Source organism: Streptomyces acidiscabies, assembly GCF_020010905.1.
GTDB classification, from domain to species: Bacteria; Actinomycetota; Actinomycetes; order Streptomycetales; family Streptomycetaceae; genus Streptomyces; species Streptomyces acidiscabies.
Genome location: NZ_JAGJBY010000001.1, coordinates 1,751,748 through 1,773,737 on the forward strand (window position 1 = coordinate 1,751,748; position 21,990 = coordinate 1,773,737).

The following is a 21,990-nucleotide window of genomic DNA, read 5'->3' on the forward strand; positions in this document are numbered from 1 at the left end:
GCCTTTCGTGTGTTCCCAGGGGGTTCTCACGACCCCTACGGGTGCCGGATTGGCTTTCGCGCCGCAGGTAGGGGCAGGATGCGACCCTGGGCGCGAGCGTATCGGCTTCGCTGTGCCCGAGGCTTTGCCGCAGGGCACGCCCCAACAGCAAGAAGAACACGGGAGTAACAACATGAACCGCAGTGAGCTGGTGGCCGCGCTGGCCGACCGCGCCGAGGTGACCCGTAAGGACGCCGACGCCGTGCTGGCCGCGTTCGCCGAGGTCGTCGGCGACATTGTCGCCAAGGGCGACGAGAAGGTCACCATCCCCGGCTTCCTGACCTTCGAGCGCACGCACCGCGCCGCTCGCACCGCGCGCAACCCGCAGACCGGCGACCCCATCCAGATCCCGGCGGGCTACTCCGTCAAGGTCTCCGCGGGCAGCAAGCTGAAGGAAGCGGCGAAGGGCAAGTAAGGCCTTAGCGGCCTCGCCTCGCTAAACAAACGATGGGCGGCCCTCCTTTTCAGGAGGGCCGCCCATCGTCGTATCCGAAACCCTTTTAGCCGAGTGCCTTGCCGGGGAGTTCCACCTTTGCTCCCAGCTCGACCAACTTCTCCATGAAGTTCTCGTATCCCCGGTTGATCAGGTCGATGCCGTGGACCCTGGAGGTGCCTTCCGCGGCCAATGCCGCGATGAGGTACGAGAAGCCGCCCCGGAGGTCCGGGATGACCAGGTCGGCGCCCTGGAGTTTCGTGGGGCCCGAGACCACCGCCGAGTGGAGGAAGTTGCGCTGGCCGAAGCGGCAGTCGGAGCCGCCGAGGCACTCGCGGTAGAGCTGGATGTGCGCGCCCATCTGGTTGAGCGCGGAGGTGAAGCCGAGGCGGGACTCGTAGACCGTCTCGTGGATGATCGACAGGCCCGTCGCCTGCGTGAGGGCGACCACCAGCGGCTGCTGCCAGTCCGTCTGGAAGCCGGGGTGCACGTCCGTCTCCAGCGCGATGGACTTGAGCTGCCCGCCGGGGTGCCAGAAGCGGATGCCGCCGTCGTCGATCTGGAAGGCGCCGCCGACCTTGCGGTAGGTGTTGAGGAACGTCATCATCGACCGCTGCTGCGCGCCCCGGACGTATACGTCGCCATGGGTCGCGAGGGCTGCGGAAGCCCAGGAGGCGGCCTCCAGGCGGTCCGAGAGGGCCGCGTGGGTGTAGCCGCCGAGCTTGTCGACGCCGGTGATGCGGATCGTGCGGTCGGTGTCCATCGCGATGATCGCGCCCATCTTCTGCAGTACGCAGATGAGGTCCTCGATCTCCGGCTCGACGGCCGCGTTGGACAGCTCGGTGACGCCCTCGGCGAGCACGGCCGTCAGCAGCACCTGTTCGGTCGCGCCGACCGACGGGTACGGCAGCCGGATCTTCGTACCGCGCAGCCGCTGCGGCGCCTCCAGGTACTGCCCGTCCGCGCGCTTCTCGATCGTCGCGCCGAACTGCCGCAGCACGTCGAAGTGGAAGTCGATCGGCCGCCCGCCGATGTCGCAGCCGCCGAGCCCGGGGATGAACGCGTGCCCGAGCCGGTGCAGCAGCGGACCGCAGAACAGGATCGGGATCCGGCTGGAGCCCGCGTGCGCGTCGATGTCGGCGACGTTCGCGCTCTCCACGTACGTCGGGTCCATCACCAGCTCGCCCGGCTCCTCTCCCGGACGGACCGTCACCCCGTGCAGTTGCAGCAGGCCGCGTACGACGCGGACGTCACGGATGTCCGGAACGTTGCGCAGCCGACTCGGCTCACTCCCCAGCAGGGCGGCCACCATGGCCTTCGGTACGAGGTTCTTCGCACCGCGGACCCGGATCTCGCCCTCCAGCGGGGTACCGCCGTGGACTATCAGTACGTCGTCAGAGCCGTTGACGGTCATGTATCTCGCGTTCCGTGGAGTAAGGAGTGGGGCAGGGGCCAGAAGGGAAAGGGTAATCGCCGTTCACCCCCCTGCCGTAAGCCCCGGAGACGCTCAGGACCGTCATGGCTGTGTCACAACACGATCGGTGTGGTGCCGGGTACTTGTGGTTACCGGTCGGTTTCCGGCGTCCCGCGCGCGTGTACGGCGCGTTTCGCACCCCGGGCCTGCTCTTACGCTCTCGGCCGATCCCCGCGTGCGCGATTGCCTCCCCACACGGCGGGCGGATGCGGGATCATGTCTGGCATGACCGAGGTGTCCTCGCTCACAGGACGGCTGCTCGTGGCAACGCCCGCCCTGGCGGACCCGAACTTCGAGCGTGCGGTGGTGCTCCTCCTCGACCACGACGAGAAGGGCTCCCTCGGTGTCGTCCTCAACCGCCCGACGCCCGTCGGCGTGGGCGACATCCTGGAGGGCTGGGCCGACCTCGCCGGCGAGCCCGGCGTCGTCTTCCAGGGCGGCCCGGTCTCCCTCGACTCGGCGCTCGGCGTCGCGGTGATCCCCGGCGGCGCCTCCGGCGAGCGCGCGCCGCTCGGCTGGCGTCGGGTGCACGGGGCGATCGGCCTCGTCGACCTGGAGGCGCCCCCCGAACTCCTCGCCGAGGCCCTCGGCTCGCTGCGCATCTTCGCCGGGTACGCCGGCTGGGGGCCCGGACAGCTGGAGAACGAGCTGGGGGACGGCGCCTGGTACGTCGTCGAGTCGGAGCCCGGCGACGTCTCCTCACCGGCGCCCGAGCGGCTCTGGCGCGAGGTGCTCAGACGTCAGCGCAGCGAGCTGGCGATGGTGGCCACGTACCCGGACGACCCTTCGCTCAACTGAGGGGTGTGACCTTCAGTACCCTGGGGCCATGAGCACTCTCGAACCCGAGCGCGGAACCGGTACGGGGACCCTGGTCGAGCCGACGCCGCAGGTGTCGCACGGCGACGGCGACCACGAGCGGTTCGCGCACTACGTCCAGAAGGACAAGATCATGGCGAGCGCCCTCGACGGGACGCCCGTCGTAGCGCTCTGCGGCAAGGTGTGGGTGCCCGGCCGCGATCCCAAGAAGTACCCGGTGTGTCCCATGTGCAAGGAGATCTACGAGTCGATGGGCTCCGGGGACGACAAGGGCGGGGACGGCGGCAAGAAGTAGCTCTCAGGTACTACGGGAAGCCTCCGGCACACGCGCGCGAGTGTGTGCCGGAGGCTTCCGTGCGCTGAGGCGGGCCCCGATACGCACCTTGTAGGTATGTCGGGGGAGTAGGTATGTAGGGAAACCCCCTCAGGGTCACCGAAGAGGGGCAATTCGAGCAGAGCGGTGACGGTCGGGAAAAACGGTTCTGAGGTGGGCGAACATCCCCAAGTGGACCCCTGTCCTCGGGTGTTGCGAACATGTGCCAGAGTTGCCACGTCCGCCCTGTCAGCACGTACCGTACGGCCAACAGGCGGGACCAGGTGGACGCGGGAAGGGGCAGCCGGTTTTGACCACGCACGCACCGCAGGCGGCGCAGTCCGTGACGCTGCCCACGACCCTGGACGAGGCCGTCGCCGCGCTCGCGGCGATGCCCACGGCCGTCCCCGTCGCGGGCGGCACCGACCTGATGGCCGCCGTCAACTCCGGCCAGCTCAGGCCCGCGGCGCTGGTCGGCCTCGGCCGCATCAGCGAGATCCGCGGCTGGCAGTACCAGGACGGCCACGCTCTCCTCGGCGCCGGTCTCACGCACGCGCGCATGGGACGCCCCGACTTCGCCGCCCTCATCCCCGCCCTCGCCGCCTCCGCGCGCGCGGCGGGCCCCCCGCAGATCCGCAACGCGGGCACGCTCGGCGGCAACATCGCCACCGCAGCCCCGACCGGCGACGCGCTCCCGGTGCTGGCCGCCCTGGAGGCCACCCTCGTCATCGCGGGGCCGAACGGCGCGCGCCGCGAGATCCCCGTCTCGCACCTGCTGGCCGGCATGGAGATGCTGCGCGGCGGCGAACTCATCGGCTTCGTGCGCGTGCCCCTGCTGCACGCGCCCCAGGTCTTCCTCAAGGCGACCGGCCGCACCGGTCCCGGCCGCGCCGTCGCCTCCGTCGCCCTCGTCCTCGACCCCGCCCGGCGCGGCGTGCGCTGCGCGGTCGGCGCCATCGCCCCGATGCCGCTGCGCCCGCTGGACGCGGAGGCGTGGGTCGCCCGGCTCATCGACTGGGACAACAGCCGGCGGCTCGTCCCCGAGGCGCTCGCCGCCTTCGGCGAGTACGTCGCCGCCGCCTGCATCCCCGACCCGGTCCCCGAGGTCGACGGCAGCGTCACCCCGCTGCCGCCCGCCGTACTGCACCTGCGGCGCACCGTCGCCGCGCTGGCCCGACGAGCACTGGGGAGGGCGCTGTCGTGACCGACGAGCAGCACAGCCAGGACCACGGCACGCCGCAGGGCGTCAGCCGCTGGGACCCGCTGCCCCAAGGCGACTACGACGACGGCGCGACCGCGTTCGTCAAGCTGCCCGAGGGCGGCGTGGAGGCGCTCCTCGCGGGCGACAGCCCCCTCGCCGCGCCGGGTCACGGGTACGTCCCCCCGCCGATAGCGCCCGAGCCCTGGGCGGCCCCGGCGGACGGCACGGAGTGGCCCGCGCCCACGGTCTCCGGCTCCGGCGACGACCGGTTCACCTACCCCGCCCAGCAGCACACCGGGCAGTGGACCTACGAGGAGCCGCCGCCGGCCGCGCCCGCGCACGACGTGACCGGGCAGTGGTCGATCCCCGTCGCCGGGGGCGATCTCCCGGACGAGTCCGGGGAGTTCACGGCGTCCGCGCTGGTCGAGCAGTGGGGCGGCGCGCCGCAGGAGCCCGGGGGCTGGACCGACACCGGGTGGGAGCAGCACGGGCAGGGCGGCGCCGGGCAGTCCGACGGGCGCGGGGTCGAACTGCCGGGTCTTTCCGGGTACTCGGACGGGCGGGGCACCGATTTCGCCGGGGTCGGGTATCCGGAGGTGCAGGAGCACTCCGAGGAGCTCGGTGCCGGGGCCGGTGTCGGGGCCGGTTCCGGTGAGGTCGTTGGTCATGCCCCTGTCGAGTCCGACGGTGGGCACACCCTCGCCGAGTCCGGTGCCGCCGCCGCTGCCATCAACCGGCTGACGCTGGGGGCGGGTCAGCGGCTGGCCCCGGAGGACGAGGCGGCCCCGGAGGGCGAGAAGGAGTCCGAGCCCGGGACCTCGGAGGCCGCGTCCGTCGAGGGGATCGTCGAACCGTCGTACGAAGCCCCGTCCGAGCCCGTGGAGGCCGCCGAGAGCGCCTCGGAGGGCGAGGAGGGTGTTCCGGACGCCGAGAGCGGCTCGGAGGCTCTTGGTGAGGCTCAAGAGGCCGCGGAGGCCGACGAGGTTCCTCCGTCGCCGCCCGGCGAGGAACACCCGCTCGCGTCGTACGTGTTGTCCGTCAACGGCACCGACCGGCCCGTCACCGACGCGTGGATCGGCGAGTCCCTGCTGTACGTGCTGCGCGAGCGCCTCGGCCTCGCGGGCGCCAAGGACGGCTGCTCGCAAGGGGAGTGCGGGGCCTGCAACGTCCAGGTGGACGGCCGGCTCGTCGCCTCCTGCCTCGTACCCGCGGTTGCGAGCGCGGGCAGCGAGGTCCGTACGGTCGAGGGGCTCGCCGAGGACGGCCGCCCCTCCGACGTCCAGCGCGCGCTCGCGCGGTGCGGGGCCGTGCAGTGCGGGTTCTGCGTCCCCGGCATGGCGATGACCGTGCACGACCTGCTGGAGGGCAACCCGGCGCCGACCGAGCTGGAGGCGCGCCAGGCCCTGTGCGGCAACCTGTGCCGCTGCTCCGGCTACCGGGGCGTCCTGGACGCCGTCCAGGAGGTCGTCCAGGAACGTGAGGCCATCGCCGCCGCCGAGGCTGAGTCGGACGGCGACGGGGCACGTATTCCGCATCAGGCGGGCCCGGGGTCCGGCGGGGCACACCCGTCGGTCTTCGACACGGGGACCTTGGGAGGTCAGGGCCAGGTGTTCGGCCAGGACGGAGGCCAGGCGTGAACGAGCCGGTTCCGTACGGTGAGGTGAGCGCGCGCGGGACGTCGGTCCCGTACGGCGTGCCGGGCGTGTCCCGGCGGATCGGAGGCCGGGTGTGACGCAGGACGCCGTCTCCGTGCCGCCGCCGATCGTGGCGGAGGCCGTACCCGTGCCCGAGGCGATCCCGCACGGGCTGGGGTCCTCGCTGCACCCCGCCGACGCGCGCGCGAAGACCGAGGGGACCTTCCCGTACGCCGCCGACCTGTGGGCGGAGGGCCTCCTGTGGGCCGCCGTCCTGCGCTCGCCGCACCCCCGCGCACGCGTGGTGTCGATCGACACGTCCCACGCGCGCGAGATGCCCGGCGTGCGCGCCGTCATCACCCACGAGGACGTCCCCGGCACGCCCCGGCACGGCCGGGGTGTCGTCGACCGGCCGGTGTTCGCCTCCGAGGTCGTGCGCCACCACGGCGAACCCCTCGCGGCCGTCGCCGCCGACCACCCCGACACCGCGCGGATGGCCGCCGCCGCCGTCATCGTCGAGTACGAGGTCCTCGACCCGGTCACCGACCCGGAGCAGGCGTTCGAGGCCGAGCCGCTGCACCCCGACGGCAACCTGATCCGGCACATCCCGCTGCGCCACGGCGACCCGGACGCGGTCGGCGAGGTCGTCGTCGAGGGCCAGTACCGCATCGGCCGCGCCGACCCCGCCCCGATCGGCGCGGAGGCGGGACTCGCCGTACCGCGCCCGGACGGCGGCGTGGAGCTGTACCTCGCCTCCACCGACCCGCACACCGACCGCGACACCGCCGCCGCCGTCTACGGGCTGCCGCCCGAGCGCGTCAAGATCGTCGTCACCGGCGTGCCCGGCGCGACCGCCGACCGCGAGGACCAGGGCTTCCAGCTGCCCCTCGGGCTGCTCGCGCTGAAGACCGGCTGCCCGGTGAAGCTCACCGCCACGCGCGAGGAGTCGTTCCTCGGCCACGTGCACCGCCACCCGACGCTCCTGCGCTACCGCCACCACGCGGACGCGGAGGGCCGGCTCGTCAAGGTCGAGGCACAGATCCTGCTCGACGCGGGCGCGTACGCGGACACGTCGTCCGAGGCGCTCGCCGCCGCCGTCTCCTTCGCGTGCGGGCCGTACGTCGTGCCGAACGCGTTCATCGAGGGGTGGGCCGTCCGCACGAACAACCCGCCCTCCGGGCACGTGCGCGGGGAGGGCGCGATGCAGGTCTGCGCCGCCTACGAGGCGCAGATGGACAAGCTCGCCAAGAAGCTCGGCGTCGACCCCGCCGAACTGCGCCTGCGCAACACCATGGCGACCGGTGACGTCCTGCCGACCGGCCAGACCGTCACGTGTCCCGCGCCTGTCGCCGAGCTGCTCCAGGCTGTCCAGGAACACCCCCTGCCGGCCCTCCCCAAGGACACCCCCGAGGACGAGTGGCTCCTCCCCGGCGGGCTTGAGGGCGCGGGCGAGCCCGGTGCCGTGCGCCGGGGCGTCGGCTACGGCCTCGGGATGGTCCACATGCTCGGCGCGGAGGGCGCCGACGAGGTCTCCACGGCCACCGTCAAGGTCCAGGGCGGGGTCGCGACGGTCCTGTGCGCGGCCGTCGAGACCGGGCAGGGGTTCACCACGCTCGCGCGCCAGATCGTCCAGGAGACCCTCGGCATCGACGAGGTGCACGTCGCCCCCGTCGACACCGACCAGCCTCCCGCCGGACCCGGCTGCCGGGGACGCCACACCTGGGTCTCCGGGGGCGCCGTCGAGCGCGCCGCGAAGATGGTCCGTACGCAGCTCCTCCAGCCGCTGGCGCACAAGTTCGGGATGTCCCACGAGCTGCTCCAGATCACCGACGGCAAGATCACCTCGTACGACGGCGTGCTGTCCACCACCGTCGCCGAGGAACTCCACGGCAAGGAGCTGTGGGCCACCGCGCAGTGCCGCCCGCATCCCACCGAGCCGCTCGACGAGGCCGGGCAGGGCGACGCCTTCGTAGGGCTCGCGTTCTGCGCCGTGCGCGCGGTGGTCGACGTCGACATCGAGCTGGGGTCCGTGCGGGTCGTCGAACTCGCGGTCGCGCAGGACGTCGGCCGGGTCCTGAACCCGACCCAGCTGACGGCCCGCATCGAGGCCGGCGTCACCCAGGGCGTCGGCATCGCCCTCACCGAGAACCTGCGCACCCCGCGCGGGCTGATCCGCCACCCCGACCTGACGGGGTACGCCCTGCCGACGTCCCTGGACGCGCCGGAGATCACCATCGTCAAGCTGGTCGAGGAACGGGACGTCGTCGCGCCGTTCGGGGCGAAGGCGGCCAGTGCGGTGCCGGTGGTGACGTCACCGGCGGCGATCGCGTCCGCCGTGCGCGCGGCTACGGGGCGGCCGGTGAACCGGTTGCCGATCCGGCCTCAGGCGGCTGTGGTGACGCAGTAGTTGCACGGGGTCGTCCTGATCACCGGGGTGATGGCTTCGGGGAAGTCGACTGTCGCGCAGGCGCTGGCGTCTCGGTTGCCGCGTGCCGCGCATGTGCGCGGGGATGTGTTCCGGCGGATGGTGGTGTCGGGGCGGGCTGATTATGTGCCCGACGGTTCCGGGGGTGTGCCTGGTGCATCAGGCTCGGCGCCTGTGTCAGGTTTGGGGTTTGGCGCTTCCGGCCCGGTGTCTGCCGAGGCTCGTGAACAGCTCCTGCTGCGCTACCGGTTGTCCGCCGCGACCGCCGACGCGTACGCCGACGCCGGGTTCACCGCGGTCGTGCAGGACGTGGTGCTCGGGGAGGATCTCGCCGGGTGGGTGGGGATGGTCCGTACGCGCCCGCTGTACGTCGTCGTGCTCGCGCCGGATGCCCGGGCCGTCGCCGCGCGGGAGGCCGGGCGGGCCAAGCGCGGGTACGGGGCCTGGTCCGTCGAGGAGCTGGACCGGTGGCTGCGGGAGCGGACGCCCCGGATCGGGCTGTGGCTGGATACGTCCGGGATGACGCCCGATGAGACCGTCGAGAAAATTCTTACCGAGAGGCAACGCGCCGGGGTCGAGTGACGTCTTCGCTGGTGGCGGGGCGTTGTCAGTGGGGCCGCGTAGTGTTCTGAGCAGTGGGGCGGCTCGGGGTTCGGGCGGGGCGTTCTGCCTGGTGGACGACTTGTTCAGGCACGGGGGAGCAATGGGCAGCACGGCGACGACGATCACCTTCACCGAGGACGCGCTCGATCCGTACGTCACGCATGCGCCGACCCGGCGCTGGCTGACCGGTCCCGGACTTCCCGGCGTGGGCGGGCTGGTGACGTTCGAGGCGCTGCGGAGGGACGGGCTGCGGACGGTGGGGGACTCCACCGGCGATCCCGCGGGCGCGCTCGCCGCCGACGTCCGCGACCAGCTCGTCATCGGCGGCCTCCTCGGGGCGCGCGGTGAGGAGACCGAGTCCGTCGTCCTCGACGGTGTGACGGGCGCCGTCTCGACGACGTACTTCCTCCACGACCGCCCCGACCTCATGGACCTGCGCCCCCTCGCCCCCTCCCTGGAGAAGCTGGTCCGCTTCGCCACGGCCGCCGACGAACTCGCCGCCCTGCGCGGACAGTTCGCCTCCTACGCGGGCCGCTTCGGCGCGCAGGCGGTGACGGAGGCGACGAAGCATCTGCTGTCGCTGTACGAGGGTGAGACGGACGGCGAGGTCGCGCCGTACTGGAAGACGATCGCGGTGATCCGCCCCCTCGCGCTGATCGCCGGCCCCGGTACGACGTCGGGCCTGGCCCTGGACCTCCCCCCGCGCCTCCTGGACGACGAGTACGGCCAGGGCGAGATCGTCCGCTTCGAGGAGATGGACTTCCCGCCCGCGCTCACGCACACTCCGACCCGCCACTTCCTCGCGCGCGTGGGCCTCCCCGAGGAGGCGGTCTGGTTCACCCTCGACACGGACGCGCCGCTGCGCACGCTCTCCGACTACTGCGCGGACGAGGGCCACACCCACGAACTCCCGCCCCACGCCTCGTCCTTGATCCGCCTGGGCGGGCTCCTGGAAGACACGAGCCTCGTCCTCGACGGCACCACGGGCGCGGTCCTCTCCTACACGTTCCCGGACAAGACCCTCCGCCCCCTCAACGCGGACATCTCCACGCTGGCCTTCACTTTCTGGCTGATCCACCGGGAACGCACCCTGGACGCCCTCCACGACCTCACGCACACGTACGACCAGCTCACGACGGCGATGAACCACACGCTGTCGGCGATCGACCCGACGGCGGTCCTCCTGAACGAGGGCGACGACTGGCGGTACTGGCCGGAGGTGTTCGGGGACGAGGCGGGGGGAGGGCTGTACGCGTAATCCGGGTCAGGTGGTGTCCGGCTCGGCGAGAGGGCGGCGCCACCACTCGGTCGATTTGAAGCATCCCATCAGCCAGTGTGCTTCCGAGGTGTCGAGGATGACGTCGCCGATGAAGGGAATGGGCTCGAAGTAGAGCATGTGTTCCTGGATTCGTATCGGAACCCAATCCAAATCATGGTGCAACAGGGTTGCGGATGGTTCCCCTCGGCGTTGCCAGAACACCATGGGTTCGTAGACATCGTTCTCGAAGGGCTTCACGATGTCGCCCTGGCTGAATTCCACATCCGCCATGTCCACCCATCTTCCGACGCCTTCACGTTCCCAGGTGAGGTAGAGGCGCATCTTCTGGACGAACGCACCAATGTTGTCGTCGTTCAGTGCGGAATCTCGGGAGAGAACTACCGACTTCACGTTTTTGCGCAGGGCCTGGCCTCGGCGGAGTTGGCGAGTCGCGTTCGCCCAGAACAAGCCACCCTTCTCCGGGTCGTGAACGATGCACAGGACAGGCAGGCTTCCGCTCCGCCAGTTGTCCCCGTGGTCCTCGACAGGCACCCGGTATCCCCGCCTTGTGCGAACCGAGATGCCGCCCTTTACCTGCACGGCCAAGGAGTCCTCGGTCCGCTTCCCGTCCTCGACGAACGTGAGGTACAGGTCTTCCCCGTGGTCGTTCGCGCCGTCGATCTCTTGCACGATATGACCGTGCCGCTCCAGCAGAGAGCGTACTTCGTTCACAGCCATACGTCCGATACGGCGGCTCTCAGGAACTTTCGGCATACGCTCCCCCTCCATGCAACGCGTGGAGAAGGATTATGACCGACTGCCGGCAACCATCTTGCAACAGGGTACGCCGGACGTCCGGTCACCTCTCGGCGACCGGACGTCGTACGGTTTCAGAGGCCGTGGCGGGAATCGAACCCACGTAACTCGCTTTGCAGGCGAGCCCCTAAACCACTCGGGCACACGGCCAGAATTTCGGGGTTTCCCCCGGACTTCGTGAGGAAACCTTATGGCCGGGTGAGCGAGGGGATCAAGGGAATCAGGGGCGCTGCAACGGGACTGCCACACGGCGTTCATGAATGGGGCCGGATCAAGTCGGGTGCCCCGTCCGGCCCGTACCTCTACCCTCGACCTCCATGGACCAGCTCACCCTGCCCCCCGACCTCCACCAACCCCTCGAAGACCTCGCCGATGCCACCGGGCGGACGGTGGAGGACGTTGTGGTGGAGGCTGTGCGGCGGTATCTCGTGGACGAGGAGTGCGGTGTGCTCAAGGTCGCCCAGCAGCTCGGGCAGGCGCATGCCGAGTTGCTCAGGAGGCTCGGGGAATGACCAGGTTTCTTACCGTCGCCGAGGTCGAGCACGTCGCCCGTGTCGCCTTCGGCGGGAACGCTCCCGACGCCAGGGACCCCGGCCTGCTCGCCTCCGCCGTGTATCGCCCGCGCGCGAGGATGTTCGGGACCCCGGCGTACACGGACACGTACCAGCAGGCCGCAGCCCTGCTGCACGCCCTCGCCGTGAACCACCCCCTCGTCGACGGGAACAAGCGCACCGCCTGGCTCGCCGCCGTGACGTTTCTCGGGGTGAACGGGGTCCGGCTGGACGCGTGTGATCAGGATGCGGCGTATGCGCTGGTCGTGGACGTGGCGGCCGGGGAGGAGGCGGATGTCGAGGTGATCGCGGCACGGCTGAGGGCGTTGTGACGTGGGTCCCAACAGGGGTGCGGGTGGGCTTGTCCGGGCGGCTCGGCGCACCCCGCGCCGGTAGGGTGGCCCGGTTGTCATACGTAGCCGAGAAGCCAAGGAACCGGGAGCCTCGTACCTGAGAGCCCGGGACCCGAGACCCACCCCCGAACCGGAGACCGTGACTACCACCGCCGCCTCTGCCTCGTCCCACCACCTCTCTCCCGCCTTCCCCGGCCGCGCGCCATGGGGCACCGCGAGCAAGCTGCGCGCCTGGCAGCAGGGGGCGATGGAGAAGTACATCCAGGACCAGCCCAGGGACTTCCTCGCCGTCGCGACACCCGGCGCCGGCAAGACGACGTTCGCGCTGACGCTGGCGTCGTGGCTGCTGCACCACCACGTCGTCCAGCAGGTGACGGTCGTCGCACCGACGGAGCACCTGAAGAAGCAGTGGGCGGACGCGGCGGCGCGCGTCGGGATCAAGCTGGACCCCGAGTACAGCGCGGGCCCGCTCAGCAAGGAGTACGACGGGGTCGCCGTCACGTACGCGGGTGTCGGCGTACGCCCGATGCTGCACCGCAACCGCAGCGAGCAGCGCAAGACGCTGGTGATCCTGGACGAGATCCACCACGCCGGCGACTCGAAGTCGTGGGGCGAGGCATGCCTGGAGGCGTTCGAACCGGCGACGAGGCGGCTCGCGCTGACGGGTACGCCGTTCCGCTCGGACACGAACCCGATCCCCTTCGTGACGTACGAGGAGGGCACGGACGGCATCCGCCGCTCCTCGGCGGACTACACGTACGGCTACGGCTCGGCGCTCGCCGACCACGTCGTCCGACCGGTGATCTTCCTGTCGTACAGCGGCAACATGCGCTGGCGCACGAAGGCGGGCGACGAGATCGCGGCCCGCCTCGGCGAGCCGATGACGAAGGACGCGGTCAGCCAGGCCTGGCGTACGGCGCTCGACCCGCGCGGCGAGTGGATGCCGAGCGTGCTGCGCGCGGCGGACCAGCGGCTGACGGAGGTCCGCAAGGCGATCCCCGACGCCGGCGCCCTGGTCATCGCCACGGACCAGGACTCCGCGCGCGCGTACGCGAAACTGATCCGCGAGCTGACCGGTACGAAGGCGACGGTCGTCCTCTCCGACGACACCGGCGCGTCCAAGCGCATCGACGACTTCGCCGCGAGCAACGACCGCTGGATGGTCGCCGTCCGGATGGTGTCCGAGGGCGTCGACGTCCCGCGCCTCGCGGTCGGCGTGTACGCGACGACCATCTCGACGCCGCTGTTCTTCGCGCAGGCCGTCGGCCGCTTCGTACGGTCCCGGCGGCGCGGCGAGACCGCGTCCGTGTTCCTGCCGACGGTTCCCGACCTGCTGACCTTCGCCAACGAGATGGAGGTCGAGCGCGACCACGCCCTCGACAAGCCCAAGAAGGGCGGCGAGGAGGACCCGTACGCCGAGGAGGACAAGCTCCTCGCGGAGGCGGAGAAGCAGCAGGACGAGGACACCGGCGAGCAGGAGGAGTTCAAGTTCGAGGCGCTGGAGTCGGAGGCCGTCTTCGACCGGGTCATGTACAACGGCGCCGAGTTCGGCATGCAGGCGCACCCGGGCAGCGAGGAGGAGCAGGACTATCTGGGCATCCCCGGGCTCCTCGAACCCGACCAGGTGCAACTGTTGCTGCAAAAACGTCAGGCCAAGCAGATCGCGCACAGCAAGAAGCGGCCCGACTCCGAGGCCGACCTCCTCGAACTGCCCGCCGAGCGGCGGCCCGTCGTATCCCACAAAGAGATGATGGAGTTGCGGAAACAGCTCAATACGATGGTCAGCGCGTACGTCCATCAGAGCGGCAAGCCGCATGGCGTGATCCACACGGAGCTGCGGCGTGTGTGCGGGGGGCCGCCCAGCGCCGAGGCGACCGGGGGGCAGCTGCGGCAGCGCATCGCGAAGGTCCAGGAGTGGGCCACGCGCATGAAGTGACCGGGCCTGCGTATGGGTGGCGGGCCTGTGGGACCCCTGTGGAAGGGGTCCCGCGTATCCGGACATTTACAAGTAGTCCATACCGGTCATTGACCGGATTCTGGACGGAGTCTTCCGCTCAGCGAACCCTCCCCGTTACTGTCCCGCTACGCACACGCCCTGTGGCAGTGGCGCCGCAGAGCGCAGCCGTGTAGCGAACGGGCCCGGAACGCCGGGTCCGGCTGCCGATCGCGGCCTCTGCAGCGCGTCAGCGACGGGACTCGATGACGCGGTCGCCGTGTGGGGGTCGCGCGTCATCACCGTAAGGAGTGGGCGTCGTGACCGCGGAGACCTCCCAGACGCTCGATCGGGGACTCAGGGTTCTGAAGTTGCTGGCCGACACGGATCATGGGCTGACCGTGACGGAGCTGTCCAACAAGCTGGGCGTCAACCGGACCGTGGTGTACCGGTTGCTGGCGACGCTGGAGCAGCACGCGTTGGTGCGGCGGGATCTCGGGGGGCGGGCTCGGGTGGGGCTCGGGGTGCTGCGGCTCGGGCGGCAGGTGCATCCGCTGGTACGGGAAGCTGCGCTGCCTGCGCTGCGGTCGTTGGCCGAGGACATCGGGGCCACCGCTCATCTGACGTTGGTGGATGGTGCCGATGCGCTTGCCGTGGCCGTGGTGGAGCCGACGTGGACCGATTATCACGTTGCCTATCGGGCTGGGTTTCGGCATCCGTTGGATCGGGGGGCCGCGGGGATGGCGATCCTTGCCGGGCGGCGGAAGGGCGCGGGGGAGCCGGGGTTCTGTTTGATGCAGGGGGAGCTTGAGGTGGGGGCCAGTGGGGCTGCTGCGCCGTTGTTGGGGGTTACGGGGGTGGAGGGGAGTGTGGGGGTGGTGATGTTGGCGGATGCGGTGCCGGAGAGGGTGGGGCCTCGGGTGGTGGATGCGGCGCGGGAGGTGGCGGAGGCGCTGAGGTAGGGGGTACCTCCGAGGTACGGGGCGCCTACCCCTGAGGTAGGGGGTACGTCTGAGGTACATCCCGTCACGTTAGATTTGTGGCGTGCTCTCTCGTCTCACGCGTTTTCAGGCCGTTGCCGTCTGCGGTGTTCCCCTTGTCGCGTTGCTCGGTGTCGCTGTGTTCGCGCCGTTGCCCTTTGCCATCGCTCAGCCTGGGATGACTGCCGATGTGCTGGGTGAGAACAAGGGGGAGGCCGTCATCACCGTGTCCGGTGCGCCTGTGCGGAAGACGTCCGGGGAGTTGCGGATGACGACCATCGTCGCGACCGGGCCTGATACCGACGTATCGCTGAGTGACGTCCTCGACGGGTGGTTCCGTACGGATTCCGCTGTCATGCCCCGCGATTCCGTCTATCCCAGCGGGGACTCCGTCAAGGAGATCGAGCGGCACAACACGCAGCAGATGGAGCAGTCCCAAGATGCCGCCACTGAGGCCGCGTTGAAGTTTCTGGGGCGGTCGTCCAAGGATGTGAAGGTTGATCTCAAGCTGTCCGATGTGGGCGGGCCCAGCGCGGGGTTGCTGTTCACGTTGGGGATCATCGACAAGCTGGACGGGGACGGGAACGGGGGGGATCTGACCGGGGGGCGGGTGATCGCCGGGACCGGGACGATCGACGCGGACGGGAGTGTCGGCGCGGTGGGTGGGGTGTCGCTGAAGACGCAGGCCGCGCGGAGGGACGGGGCGACGGTGTTCCTCGTACCGAAGGCCGAGTGCTCCGACGCGAAGGCCGAGCTGCCGTCGGGGCTGCGGTTGGTTCCGGTGACGGATCTGAAGGGGGCGGTGGGGTCGTTGAAGGCGTTGGAGACGGGGAAGGGGAATGTGCCTAGCTGCTGATCGCGGGGCGGGGGAGGGGGCGGGGGTGTGCGGCGAGGCGGAGGCCGAGCTCTACGAGGGTCCAGCCGAGGCGGACTCTTAAGGCAGGGGTGGGGGTGTGGGCGAGGCGGTGGGTGGTGGCGGAGGCTTGGAGTTCGGCGGTGCGTTGGTGGTGGAGGGAGAGGTGGAAGTCGGGGTGATACACGGGGATGCCTCTCAGGTGAGGGGGAAGACGTGGCTGTGGGCGCGGACCTGCTGGGTCCCAGGGGTGTCCTCGTCGACGGTTCGGCTGCGGTACTCCTCGTACACGCGATGGATGTCCTCGATGAACGCCTGCGCCTGATCCGGGGTGAGCCGCAGGGTCGTGCTGCTCATGTCCCAGGTGCGACTCCACTCCTCGTGCCATGAGGCGCGGTTGCCCAGCCAGGTCGACAGCTCCCGGGTGTGTTTGGTCGCGACCTCGTGCATGTAGAGGTCGGCCGCTCCCCGTACGGCCGGATCGGCGTTGGTGAGCAGGTCGTCGTCGAAGATCAGACCGGTGTGGCTGGCCTTCCACCAGCGCTCGCGTCCCTTGCCCTGCTCGGGGTCGTCCTCGATGAAGCCGTACTCGGCGAGCTGGCGGAGGTGGTAGCTGGTGGCGCCGCTGGACTCGCCCAGTTTCTCGGCGAGTTGGGAAGCCGTCGCCGGACCGCCGAAGCGGAGGGCGTCCAGGAGTTGCATACGGAGTGGGTGTGCCAGCCCTCGGAGGGAGCGGGCGTCGATCGTGCGTACCTCGGAGTGCTGAGGGTCGGTCATGGATGCAAAGGTAGCGTTGCAAAGAAACCTCTGCAAGGGTTTTTTGCAACGAACCCTTTGTAAGTCCAAGTCGCCTCCCCCTCACCTCACTTCACCTCACTTCACGAACCCCTGCTCCTTCATCCACTCCAGCGCCACCTGATGCGGATCCTCCCCGTCGACATCCACCTTCGCGTTCAGCTCCTGAGCCACCGCGTTGTTCAGCCGAGCCGACACCGGGTCCAACACCCCAGCGATCGCAGGCCACTTCTTCATCACCTTGGAGTTGATCTCGGGCGCCGCGTTGTAGTTGGGGAAGAAGTGCCGGTCGTCCTCCATCACGACGAGGTCCATCGCCTTGATCCGCCCGTCGGTCGTGTACACCTCGCCGTACGTGCAGTGCCCCTTCTCGGTCTGCGTGTAGATGATCCCGGAGTCCATCTGCGTGATCCGGGACGACGGCACACTCATCCCGTACGCCTTCTGCATCCCCGGCAACCCGTCCGCCCGGTTCGCGAACTCGCTCTCGACGCACAGGGATACGGCCTTGGGGTCGGACTTGGCGAGCGCGGCGACCTGCGAGAGGTTCGTGGTCCGGTACTTCTCGTAGGCGGACCGGTTCATGGCGAGCGCGTACGTGTTGTTGACCTGCGAAGGGGCCAGCCAGGTCAGCCCGTTGTGTGCGTCGGCCTTGCGCACGGCCTCCCACTGGGCCCGCGGATCGGTGATCGGCTTGCTGTTGCCGAGGTAGGTGATCCACGCGGTCCCGGTGTACTCGTACATCCCGTCCGCGTCGCCCTTCTTGACGGCCTCGCGCGCCCCGATGGACCCCTGGATGCCGGTCCGGTCGAGGACGTGCGCGCCGGCGGCCTGGAAGGCGATGCCCATCATCGCGCCGAGGACGAGGTTCTCGGTGAAGGACTTCGAAGTCACCGTCAGATCGGCCCCCTTGAGGGGCTTGCCCTGCCCGATCGTGCCGGGTTCGACGTCGTCGACCATGGGGGAGCCGGACGTCAGCCCGCAGGCGGAGAGCACGGACACGGCGGTGAGGAGGGTGATCGCACGTCTCATCGGCCCGTCTCCAATCCCCTTGGCCGCAACAGGAGTTCGGCGATCGACGCCAGCCAGTCCACGAGCAGCGCGAGCGCCACCGTCAGGATCGAGCCCAACACCAGTACGGGCATACGCTGGTTGGTGATCCCGGTGGTGATCAGCACCCCGAGCCCGCCACCCCCGCCGAACGTCGCCAGCGCGGCCGTACCGACGTTGAGGACGAGCGCCGTACGGACGCCCGCGAGGATCAGCGGTACGGCGAGGGGGAGTTCGACGCGGGACAGGACGCCGAGGGGGGACATGCCGATGCCGCGCGCGGCCTCCAGGAGAGTCGGGTCGTTCGCGCGCAGGCCGGCGATCGTGTTGGAGAGGACCGGCAGGACGGCATACGCGACGATCCCGATGAGCGCGGCCTTCTCGCCGATGCCGAGCCAGATCACGAGGAGCGCCAACAGGCCGATGGCCGGGGTGGCTTGGCCGATGTTGGCGATCGCCATGACGACCGGGGCGGCCCGGCGCAGCGCGCCGCGCGTGAGCAGGACGCCGAGCGGGATGGCGATGATGAGGACGAAGAAGGTTGAGATCGCGGTGAGTCGGACGTGCTGCCACAGCGCCTTGGAGACCTGGCCGCCGGAGAGCGCGTTCTCGGAGATCGGGTCCAGGTCGGCCTGCTGGAACCAGAGCCAGGTGCCGAGGAGGAGGGCGACGAGGAAGCCGGGCAGGACGGTCAACTTGGGCCAGCCGATACGGGGTTGGGCCTTGCCGGACGTCTCGGGCGCCGACGTCGCGGAACCGGCGGCGGCACCGGGATCGGTGTCGGAACCGGCGTCGGCCTCGGCCTCGGTCTCGGGGGAGTGTGCCTTCGGAGTGCTCACGCCTTCTCCTCCCCGCCGTCGCCCTCCTGCTCCGCGTGCGTCTGAGCCGCCCGCGTCTCCTCCAACTCGTGCTGGTGCTCCATCGCTTCGAGCCGGTCCGCCTCCAGGAGTTCGTGCACGGAGTTCATCAGCGTCTCCATGTCGACGACCCCCGTGTACTCCCCGCGCCGCCCGGTGACGGCCGCCCGCCCCGAGCTGTCGGTGAGGACGGCCTCCAGCGCGTCCCGCAGCGTCGCGTCCCGCGTCACGGTGTCGTTGACGAGCGTCCCGGCGCGCGCGAGCGAACCCTTCGCCCGCATCAAGTCCCCGCGCCGCAGCCACTTGTAGGGCCGGCCGCGCTTGTCGAGGAGGAGGATCTCGTTGGTCCCGCTGTCGCGCAGCTTGTTGAAGATGACCTGGAGCGGATCGTCGACGGTGACCGTCGGATAGTCGGTGATCGGCACGTCCCGTACGCGCGTGAGGTTGAGCCGCTTGAGCGCCGCACCCGCGCCGACGAACCCGGACACGAAGTCGTCGGCGGGGTTGGTGAGGATCGCCTCCGGCGTGTCGAACTGCGCGATGTGGGACCGCTCGCGCAGCACCGCGATCCGGTCGCCGAGCTTGATCGCCTCGTCGAAGTCGTGGGTGACGAAGACGATCGTCTTGTGCAACTCGCGCTGGAGCCGGATGAGTTCGTCCTGAAGATGGTCGCGGGTGATGGGGTCGACGGCGCCGAAGGGCTCGTCCATGAGGAGGACGGGCGGATCGGCGGCCAACGCCCGTGCCACGCCCACGCGTTGCTGCTGCCCGCCGGACAACTGCCGTGGGTAACGCCCGTGGAACTCGCCCGGGTCGAGTCCGACTAGGTCGAGCATCTCGTCGATCCGCGCATTGATCCGGCTCTTCGGCCAGCCCACCATCTTCGGTACCAGCGCGATGTTCTGAGCGACCGTCATGTGCGGGAAGAGGCCGGACGACTGGATCGCGTACCCGACCTTGCGGCGCAGCTTCACCGGGTCGATGTCGGTGACGTCCTCGCCGCCGATCCGGATCCGCCCGCCGGACGGCTCGATCAGCCGGTTGATCATCTTCAGCGTCGTCGACTTCCCGCAGCCGGAGGGGCCGACGAAGATGACCGTCTCGCCCGCCTTGATCTCCATGTTCACGTTGTCGACGGACGGGTTGGGGTTGCCCGGATACCGTTTGCTGAGATTTTCCAGCTCGATCGAGGCACCCAAGGATTCAGACACGGATCCCCCTGGGAATGGTGAGCCGCCCGATGACGACGTACGCGGCGTCGAACAGCAGCGCCAGGACGACGATCCCGAGCGTGCCGGCGAGGACCTGGTTGAGCGCGTTCTTGCTGCCGAGCGAGGTGATCCCCCGGAAGATCTCGTTGCCGAGCCCCGGACCCGAGGCGTACGCGGCGATGGCGGCGATCCCCATCAGCATCTGCGTCGCGACCCGGATGCCGGTCAGGATCGGCGGCCACGCGAGCGGCAGCTCGACCCGCACCAGCCGCGCCGGACGGGACATCCCGATGCCCTTCGCGGCGTCCACCAGCGAGGGGTCCACGCCACGGAGTCCGACGATGGAGTTACGCACGACGGGGAGCAACCCGTACAACGTGAGAGCTACGACCGTAGGGGCTACCCCCAGTCCCACGATGGGGACGAGCAGGCCGATCATGGCCAGCGAGGGGATCGTGAGGATGGTCGCCGTCGTGGTGGTCGCGAGGTTGCCCGCCCACTCGCTGCGGTAGGTGAGCACCCCGATCAGGATCCCGATGACGGTCGCGAGCAGCATGCACTGGAAGACCGCGCTGGCGTGCTGCACCGCGTCGGCGAGCAGTTGCTCATGCCGGTTGTCGAGGTACTCCCAGAAGCTCACACACCTTCACCTCAGCTCATTCGCGCGACGCCTCCTCCACCAGCGGGATGATCCGCAGCGGCACCGGGTTCTCCATCACGATCGCGGTGGAGGCCCGGACGATGCCATCAAAACCGACAACCAGGTCGATCACCCGCTGGAGATCCGCGTTGGACCGCGCGACCAGCCGGCACAGCATGTCCCCGCTGCCGGTCGTCGTGTGCAGTTCCAGGACCTCGGGTACGGAGCTCAAGTGCGCCCGGATCGCGGGCCCTTGGCCCTGGCGGATCTGGAGCGTCGCGAACGCCGTCACCGGGTAGCCGAGCGCCGCCGGATCGACCTCGGGGCCGAATCCGCGGATGACTCCATTCGACGTAAGCCGGTCGAGCCGCGCCTGCACCGTCCCGCGCGCCACCCCGAGCCGCCGGGACATCTCCAGCACCCCGATCCGGGGCTCGCGCGCCAGCAGCACGATGATCCGCCCGTCCAGCCGGTCGATCCCCATGGCCCGGTCTCCTCGATGGTCATCCTGTACAGAGAGGGCGGTATTAGCGCTCTAGTACCGAGCATATTGCCCAGCTGAATCGTGAACTGTTGCGCAGCTTGCGAGCCCGGAGTGACCCTGAAGTATGACGCAGACCACACACCACACTCCCGACACCGCCCGGCAGGCCGACCCCTTCCCGGTCAAGGGAATGGACGCGGTCGTCTTCGCCGTCGGCAACGCCAAGCAGGCGGCGCACTACTACTCCACCGCCTTCGGCATGCGCCTGGCCGCCTACCGCGGACCGGAGACCGGCAGCCGCGAGACCGCGAGCTACGTCCTGGAGAGCGGCTCCGCCCGCTTCGTGTTCACCTCCGTCGTCCGCCCCACGACGGACTGGGGCCGCTTCCTGGCCGGTCACGTCGCCGCGCACGGCGACGGCGTGATCGACCTCGCGATCGAGGTCCCGGACGCCCGCCGCGCCCACGCCTACGCCGTCGAGCACGGCGCCCGCTCCCTCGCCGAGCCCTACGAGCTGAAGGACGAGCACGGCACCGTCGTCCTCGCCGCGATCGCCACGTACGGCGAGACCCGCCACACCCTCGTCGAACGCCAGGACTACGACGGCCCGTACCTCCCAGGGTTTACGTCGACGACCCTCATTGTCGGGACGCCCGCGCAGCGCATGTTCCAGGCGGTCGACCACTGCGTCGGCAACGTCGAGCTCGGCCGGATGAACGAGTGGGTCGGCTTCTACAACCGGGTCATGGGCTTCACGAACATGAAGGAGTTCGTCGGCGACGACATCGCCACCGAGTACAGCGCCCTGATGTCGAAGGTCGTCGCGGACGGCACCCTGAAGGTCAAGTTCCCCATCAACGAACCGGCGTTGGCCAAGAAGAAGTCCCAGATCGACGAGTACCTGGAGTTCTACGGCGGCGCCGGCGTCCAGCACATCGCCCTCAACACCAACGACATCGTCGCGACGGTAACGGCCATGCGGGCGGCGGGAGTTCAGTTCCTCGACACTCCCGACTCCTACTACGACACCCTCGGCGAGTGGGTCGGCGACACCCGCGTCCCCCTCGACACCCTGCGCGAGCTGAAGATCCTCGCCGACCGCGACGAGGACGGCTACCTGCTCCAGATCTTCACCAAGCCGGTCCAGGACCGCCCGACCGTGTTCTTCGAACTCATCGAACGCCACGGCTCGATGGGCTTCGGCAAGGGCAACTTCAAGGCCCTCTTCGAAGCCATCGAGCGCGAGCAGGCCAAGCGCGGCAACCTGTAAC

Annotated in this window: 23 protein-coding genes and 1 tRNA gene; 14 read left to right on the plus strand and 10 right to left on the minus strand. The window is 69.8% G+C overall.

The annotated features are described in order from the left end of the window. The first annotated feature begins 172 nt into the window (after window positions 1–172). Window positions 173–454 carry an HU family DNA-binding protein gene (locus J8M50_RS08260; RefSeq protein ID WP_005486790.1) on the plus strand — a complete coding sequence of 94 codons (282 nt, stop codon included), beginning with the start codon at window positions 173–175 and terminating at the stop codon, window positions 452–454. Between the two features lie 85 nt (window positions 455–539). On the opposite strand, the gene murA is transcribed toward J8M50_RS08260, so the two are convergent. Then, entirely contained in the window at window positions 540–1,886 is a 1,347-nt protein-coding gene (gene murA, locus J8M50_RS08265) for a UDP-N-acetylglucosamine 1-carboxyvinyltransferase (RefSeq protein WP_010356233.1), read from the minus strand. 285 nt (window positions 1,887–2,171) lie between these two features. On the opposite strand from murA, the gene J8M50_RS08270 reads away from it, so the two are divergent. The 7 genes from J8M50_RS08270 (at window position 2,172) to J8M50_RS08300 (ending at window position 10,196) form a co-directional block, all read left to right on the plus strand. After that, window positions 2,172–2,744: a YqgE/AlgH family protein gene (locus J8M50_RS08270; protein ID WP_010356234.1), complete on the plus strand. Its 573-nt coding sequence runs from the start codon at window positions 2,172–2,174 to the stop codon at window positions 2,742–2,744. 28 nt (window positions 2,745–2,772) lie between these two features. Continuing rightward, window positions 2,773–3,057: a DUF3039 domain-containing protein gene (locus J8M50_RS08275; protein ID WP_010356236.1), complete on the plus strand. Its 285-nt coding sequence runs from the start codon at window positions 2,773–2,775 to the stop codon at window positions 3,055–3,057. Window positions 3,058–3,385: 328 nt separating this feature from the next. Continuing rightward, the gene (locus tag J8M50_RS08280; RefSeq protein ID WP_010356238.1) at window positions 3,386–4,279 is read left to right on the plus strand and encodes an FAD binding domain-containing protein; all 894 of its coding nucleotides are present in this window, start codon (window positions 3,386–3,388) and stop codon (window positions 4,277–4,279) included. Next, entirely contained in the window at window positions 4,276–5,913 is a 1,638-nt protein-coding gene (locus tag J8M50_RS08285; protein WP_010356240.1) for a 2Fe-2S iron-sulfur cluster-binding protein, read from the plus strand. The genes J8M50_RS08280 and J8M50_RS08285 overlap by 4 nt, the downstream gene beginning before the upstream one ends. 91 nt (window positions 5,914–6,004) lie before the next feature. Next, on the plus strand, window positions 6,005–8,317 hold the full coding sequence (locus tag J8M50_RS08290; RefSeq protein ID WP_010356241.1) for a xanthine dehydrogenase family protein molybdopterin-binding subunit: 2,313 nt from the start codon (window positions 6,005–6,007) through the stop codon (window positions 8,315–8,317). After that, a complete protein-coding gene (locus J8M50_RS08295; RefSeq protein WP_010356242.1) occupies window positions 8,318–8,917 on the plus strand; it encodes an AAA family ATPase in 600 nt (199 codons plus the stop codon). A 121-nt stretch (window positions 8,918–9,038) separates the two neighbouring features. Beyond that, a complete protein-coding gene (locus J8M50_RS08300; protein WP_010356243.1) occupies window positions 9,039–10,196 on the plus strand; it encodes an SUKH-4 family immunity protein in 1,158 nt (385 codons plus the stop codon). 6 nt (window positions 10,197–10,202) lie between these two features. Here the strand turns inward: J8M50_RS08300 and J8M50_RS08305 are convergent, their stop codons facing one another. Together J8M50_RS08305 and J8M50_RS08310 are read right to left on the minus strand one after the other, a co-directional pair. Further along, window positions 10,203–10,985, minus strand: coding sequence for a DUF4365 domain-containing protein (locus J8M50_RS08305; protein ID WP_306044642.1), 783 nt, complete (start codon window positions 10,983–10,985; stop codon window positions 10,203–10,205). Between the two features lie 105 nt (window positions 10,986–11,090). Continuing rightward, a tRNA-Cys gene (locus J8M50_RS08310) sits at window positions 11,091–11,162 on the minus strand. Window positions 11,163–11,329: 167 nt separating this feature from the next. Between J8M50_RS08310 and J8M50_RS08315 the strand changes: the two genes are divergently transcribed. The 5 genes from J8M50_RS08315 to J8M50_RS08335 all read left to right on the plus strand — a co-directional run bounded on the left by J8M50_RS08315 (window position 11,330) and on the right by J8M50_RS08335 (window position 15,685). After that, window positions 11,330–11,524 (plus strand): YlcI/YnfO family protein, encoded by a 195-nt coding sequence (locus J8M50_RS08315; RefSeq protein WP_010356245.1) that lies wholly within the window; start codon window positions 11,330–11,332, stop codon window positions 11,522–11,524. Next, complete coding sequence (locus J8M50_RS08320; protein WP_010356246.1) at window positions 11,521–11,895, plus strand: type II toxin-antitoxin system death-on-curing family toxin; 375 nt, start codon at window positions 11,521–11,523, stop codon at window positions 11,893–11,895. The genes J8M50_RS08315 and J8M50_RS08320 overlap by 4 nt, the downstream gene beginning before the upstream one ends. Window positions 11,896–12,055: 160 nt before the next feature. Beyond that, on the plus strand, window positions 12,056–13,852 hold the full coding sequence (locus J8M50_RS08325; RefSeq protein WP_029184194.1) for a DEAD/DEAH box helicase: 1,797 nt from the start codon (window positions 12,056–12,058) through the stop codon (window positions 13,850–13,852). Between the two features lie 317 nt (window positions 13,853–14,169). Then, window positions 14,170–14,811 carry an IclR family transcriptional regulator gene (locus J8M50_RS08330; RefSeq protein ID WP_010356248.1) on the plus strand — a complete coding sequence of 214 codons (642 nt, stop codon included), beginning with the start codon at window positions 14,170–14,172 and terminating at the stop codon, window positions 14,809–14,811. A gap of 82 nt (window positions 14,812–14,893) precedes the next feature. Further along, on the plus strand, window positions 14,894–15,685 hold the full coding sequence (locus tag J8M50_RS08335) for a S16 family serine protease (protein WP_010356249.1): 792 nt from the start codon (window positions 14,894–14,896) through the stop codon (window positions 15,683–15,685). Here the strand turns inward: J8M50_RS08335 and J8M50_RS08340 are convergent. From J8M50_RS08340 to J8M50_RS08370, 7 genes are all read right to left on the minus strand, one after another. Next, on the minus strand, window positions 15,675–15,869 hold the full coding sequence (locus J8M50_RS08340) for a hypothetical protein (RefSeq protein WP_010356251.1): 195 nt from the start codon (window positions 15,867–15,869) through the stop codon (window positions 15,675–15,677). The two genes, J8M50_RS08335 and J8M50_RS08340, sit on opposite strands and share 11 nt — an antisense overlap. An 11-nt stretch (window positions 15,870–15,880) precedes the next feature. Next, the gene (locus J8M50_RS08345) at window positions 15,881–16,459 is read right to left on the minus strand and encodes an ArsR/SmtB family transcription factor (protein WP_010356252.1); all 579 of its coding nucleotides are present in this window, start codon (window positions 16,457–16,459) and stop codon (window positions 15,881–15,883) included. A 96-nt stretch (window positions 16,460–16,555) separates the two neighbouring features. Further along, window positions 16,556–17,509: a glycine betaine ABC transporter substrate-binding protein gene (locus tag J8M50_RS08350; RefSeq protein WP_010356253.1), complete on the minus strand. Its 954-nt coding sequence runs from the start codon at window positions 17,507–17,509 to the stop codon at window positions 16,556–16,558. Further along, on the minus strand, window positions 17,506–18,366 hold the full coding sequence (locus J8M50_RS08355; RefSeq protein ID WP_010356254.1) for an ABC transporter permease: 861 nt from the start codon (window positions 18,364–18,366) through the stop codon (window positions 17,506–17,508). Before J8M50_RS08355 ends, J8M50_RS08350 begins: the two co-directional genes overlap by 4 nt. Next, the gene (locus J8M50_RS08360; protein ID WP_040837321.1) at window positions 18,363–19,595 is read right to left on the minus strand and encodes a betaine/proline/choline family ABC transporter ATP-binding protein; all 1,233 of its coding nucleotides are present in this window, start codon (window positions 19,593–19,595) and stop codon (window positions 18,363–18,365) included. The genes J8M50_RS08355 and J8M50_RS08360 overlap by 4 nt, the downstream gene beginning before the upstream one ends. Next, on the minus strand, window positions 19,588–20,235 hold the full coding sequence (locus J8M50_RS08365) for an ABC transporter permease (protein ID WP_010356256.1): 648 nt from the start codon (window positions 20,233–20,235) through the stop codon (window positions 19,588–19,590). The genes J8M50_RS08360 and J8M50_RS08365 overlap by 8 nt, the downstream gene beginning before the upstream one ends. Before the next feature lie 16 nt (window positions 20,236–20,251). Continuing rightward, window positions 20,252–20,719 carry an Lrp/AsnC family transcriptional regulator gene (locus J8M50_RS08370; protein WP_010356257.1) on the minus strand — a complete coding sequence of 156 codons (468 nt, stop codon included), beginning with the start codon at window positions 20,717–20,719 and terminating at the stop codon, window positions 20,252–20,254. A 124-nt stretch (window positions 20,720–20,843) separates the two neighbouring features. On the opposite strand from J8M50_RS08370, the gene hppD reads away from it, so the two are divergent. Beyond that, on the plus strand, window positions 20,844–21,989 hold the full coding sequence (hppD, locus tag J8M50_RS08375; RefSeq protein WP_010356258.1) for a 4-hydroxyphenylpyruvate dioxygenase: 1,146 nt from the start codon (window positions 20,844–20,846) through the stop codon (window positions 21,987–21,989). Window position 21,990: the final 1 nt, after the last annotated feature.

Bases quoted from the DNA above. Each gene is read 5' to 3' on its own strand.
- J8M50_RS08260 (WP_005486790.1), top strand. From the start codon at position 173: ATGAACCGCAGTGAGCTGGTGGCCGCGCTGGCCGACCGCGCCGAGGTG.
- murA (WP_010356233.1), bottom strand. From the start codon at position 1,886: ATGACCGTCAACGGCTCTGACGACGTACTGATAGTCCACGGCGGTACC.
- J8M50_RS08270 (WP_010356234.1), top strand. From the start codon at position 2,172: ATGACCGAGGTGTCCTCGCTCACAGGACGGCTGCTCGTGGCAACGCCC.
- J8M50_RS08275 (WP_010356236.1), top strand. From the start codon at position 2,773: ATGAGCACTCTCGAACCCGAGCGCGGAACCGGTACGGGGACCCTGGTC.
- J8M50_RS08300 (WP_010356243.1), top strand. From the start codon at position 9,039: ATGGGCAGCACGGCGACGACGATCACCTTCACCGAGGACGCGCTCGAT.
- J8M50_RS08305 (WP_306044642.1), bottom strand. From the start codon at position 10,985: ATGGAGGGGGAGCGTATGCCGAAAGTTCCTGAGAGCCGCCGTATCGGA.
- J8M50_RS08315 (WP_010356245.1), top strand. From the start codon at position 11,330: ATGGACCAGCTCACCCTGCCCCCCGACCTCCACCAACCCCTCGAAGAC.
- J8M50_RS08320 (WP_010356246.1), top strand. From the start codon at position 11,521: ATGACCAGGTTTCTTACCGTCGCCGAGGTCGAGCACGTCGCCCGTGTC.
- J8M50_RS08345 (WP_010356252.1), bottom strand. From the start codon at position 16,459: ATGACCGACCCTCAGCACTCCGAGGTACGCACGATCGACGCCCGCTCC.
- J8M50_RS08350 (WP_010356253.1), bottom strand. From the start codon at position 17,509: ATGAGACGTGCGATCACCCTCCTCACCGCCGTGTCCGTGCTCTCCGCC.
- J8M50_RS08370 (WP_010356257.1), bottom strand. From the start codon at position 20,719: ATGGGGATCGACCGGCTGGACGGGCGGATCATCGTGCTGCTGGCGCGC.
- hppD (WP_010356258.1), top strand. From the start codon at position 20,844: ATGACGCAGACCACACACCACACTCCCGACACCGCCCGGCAGGCCGAC.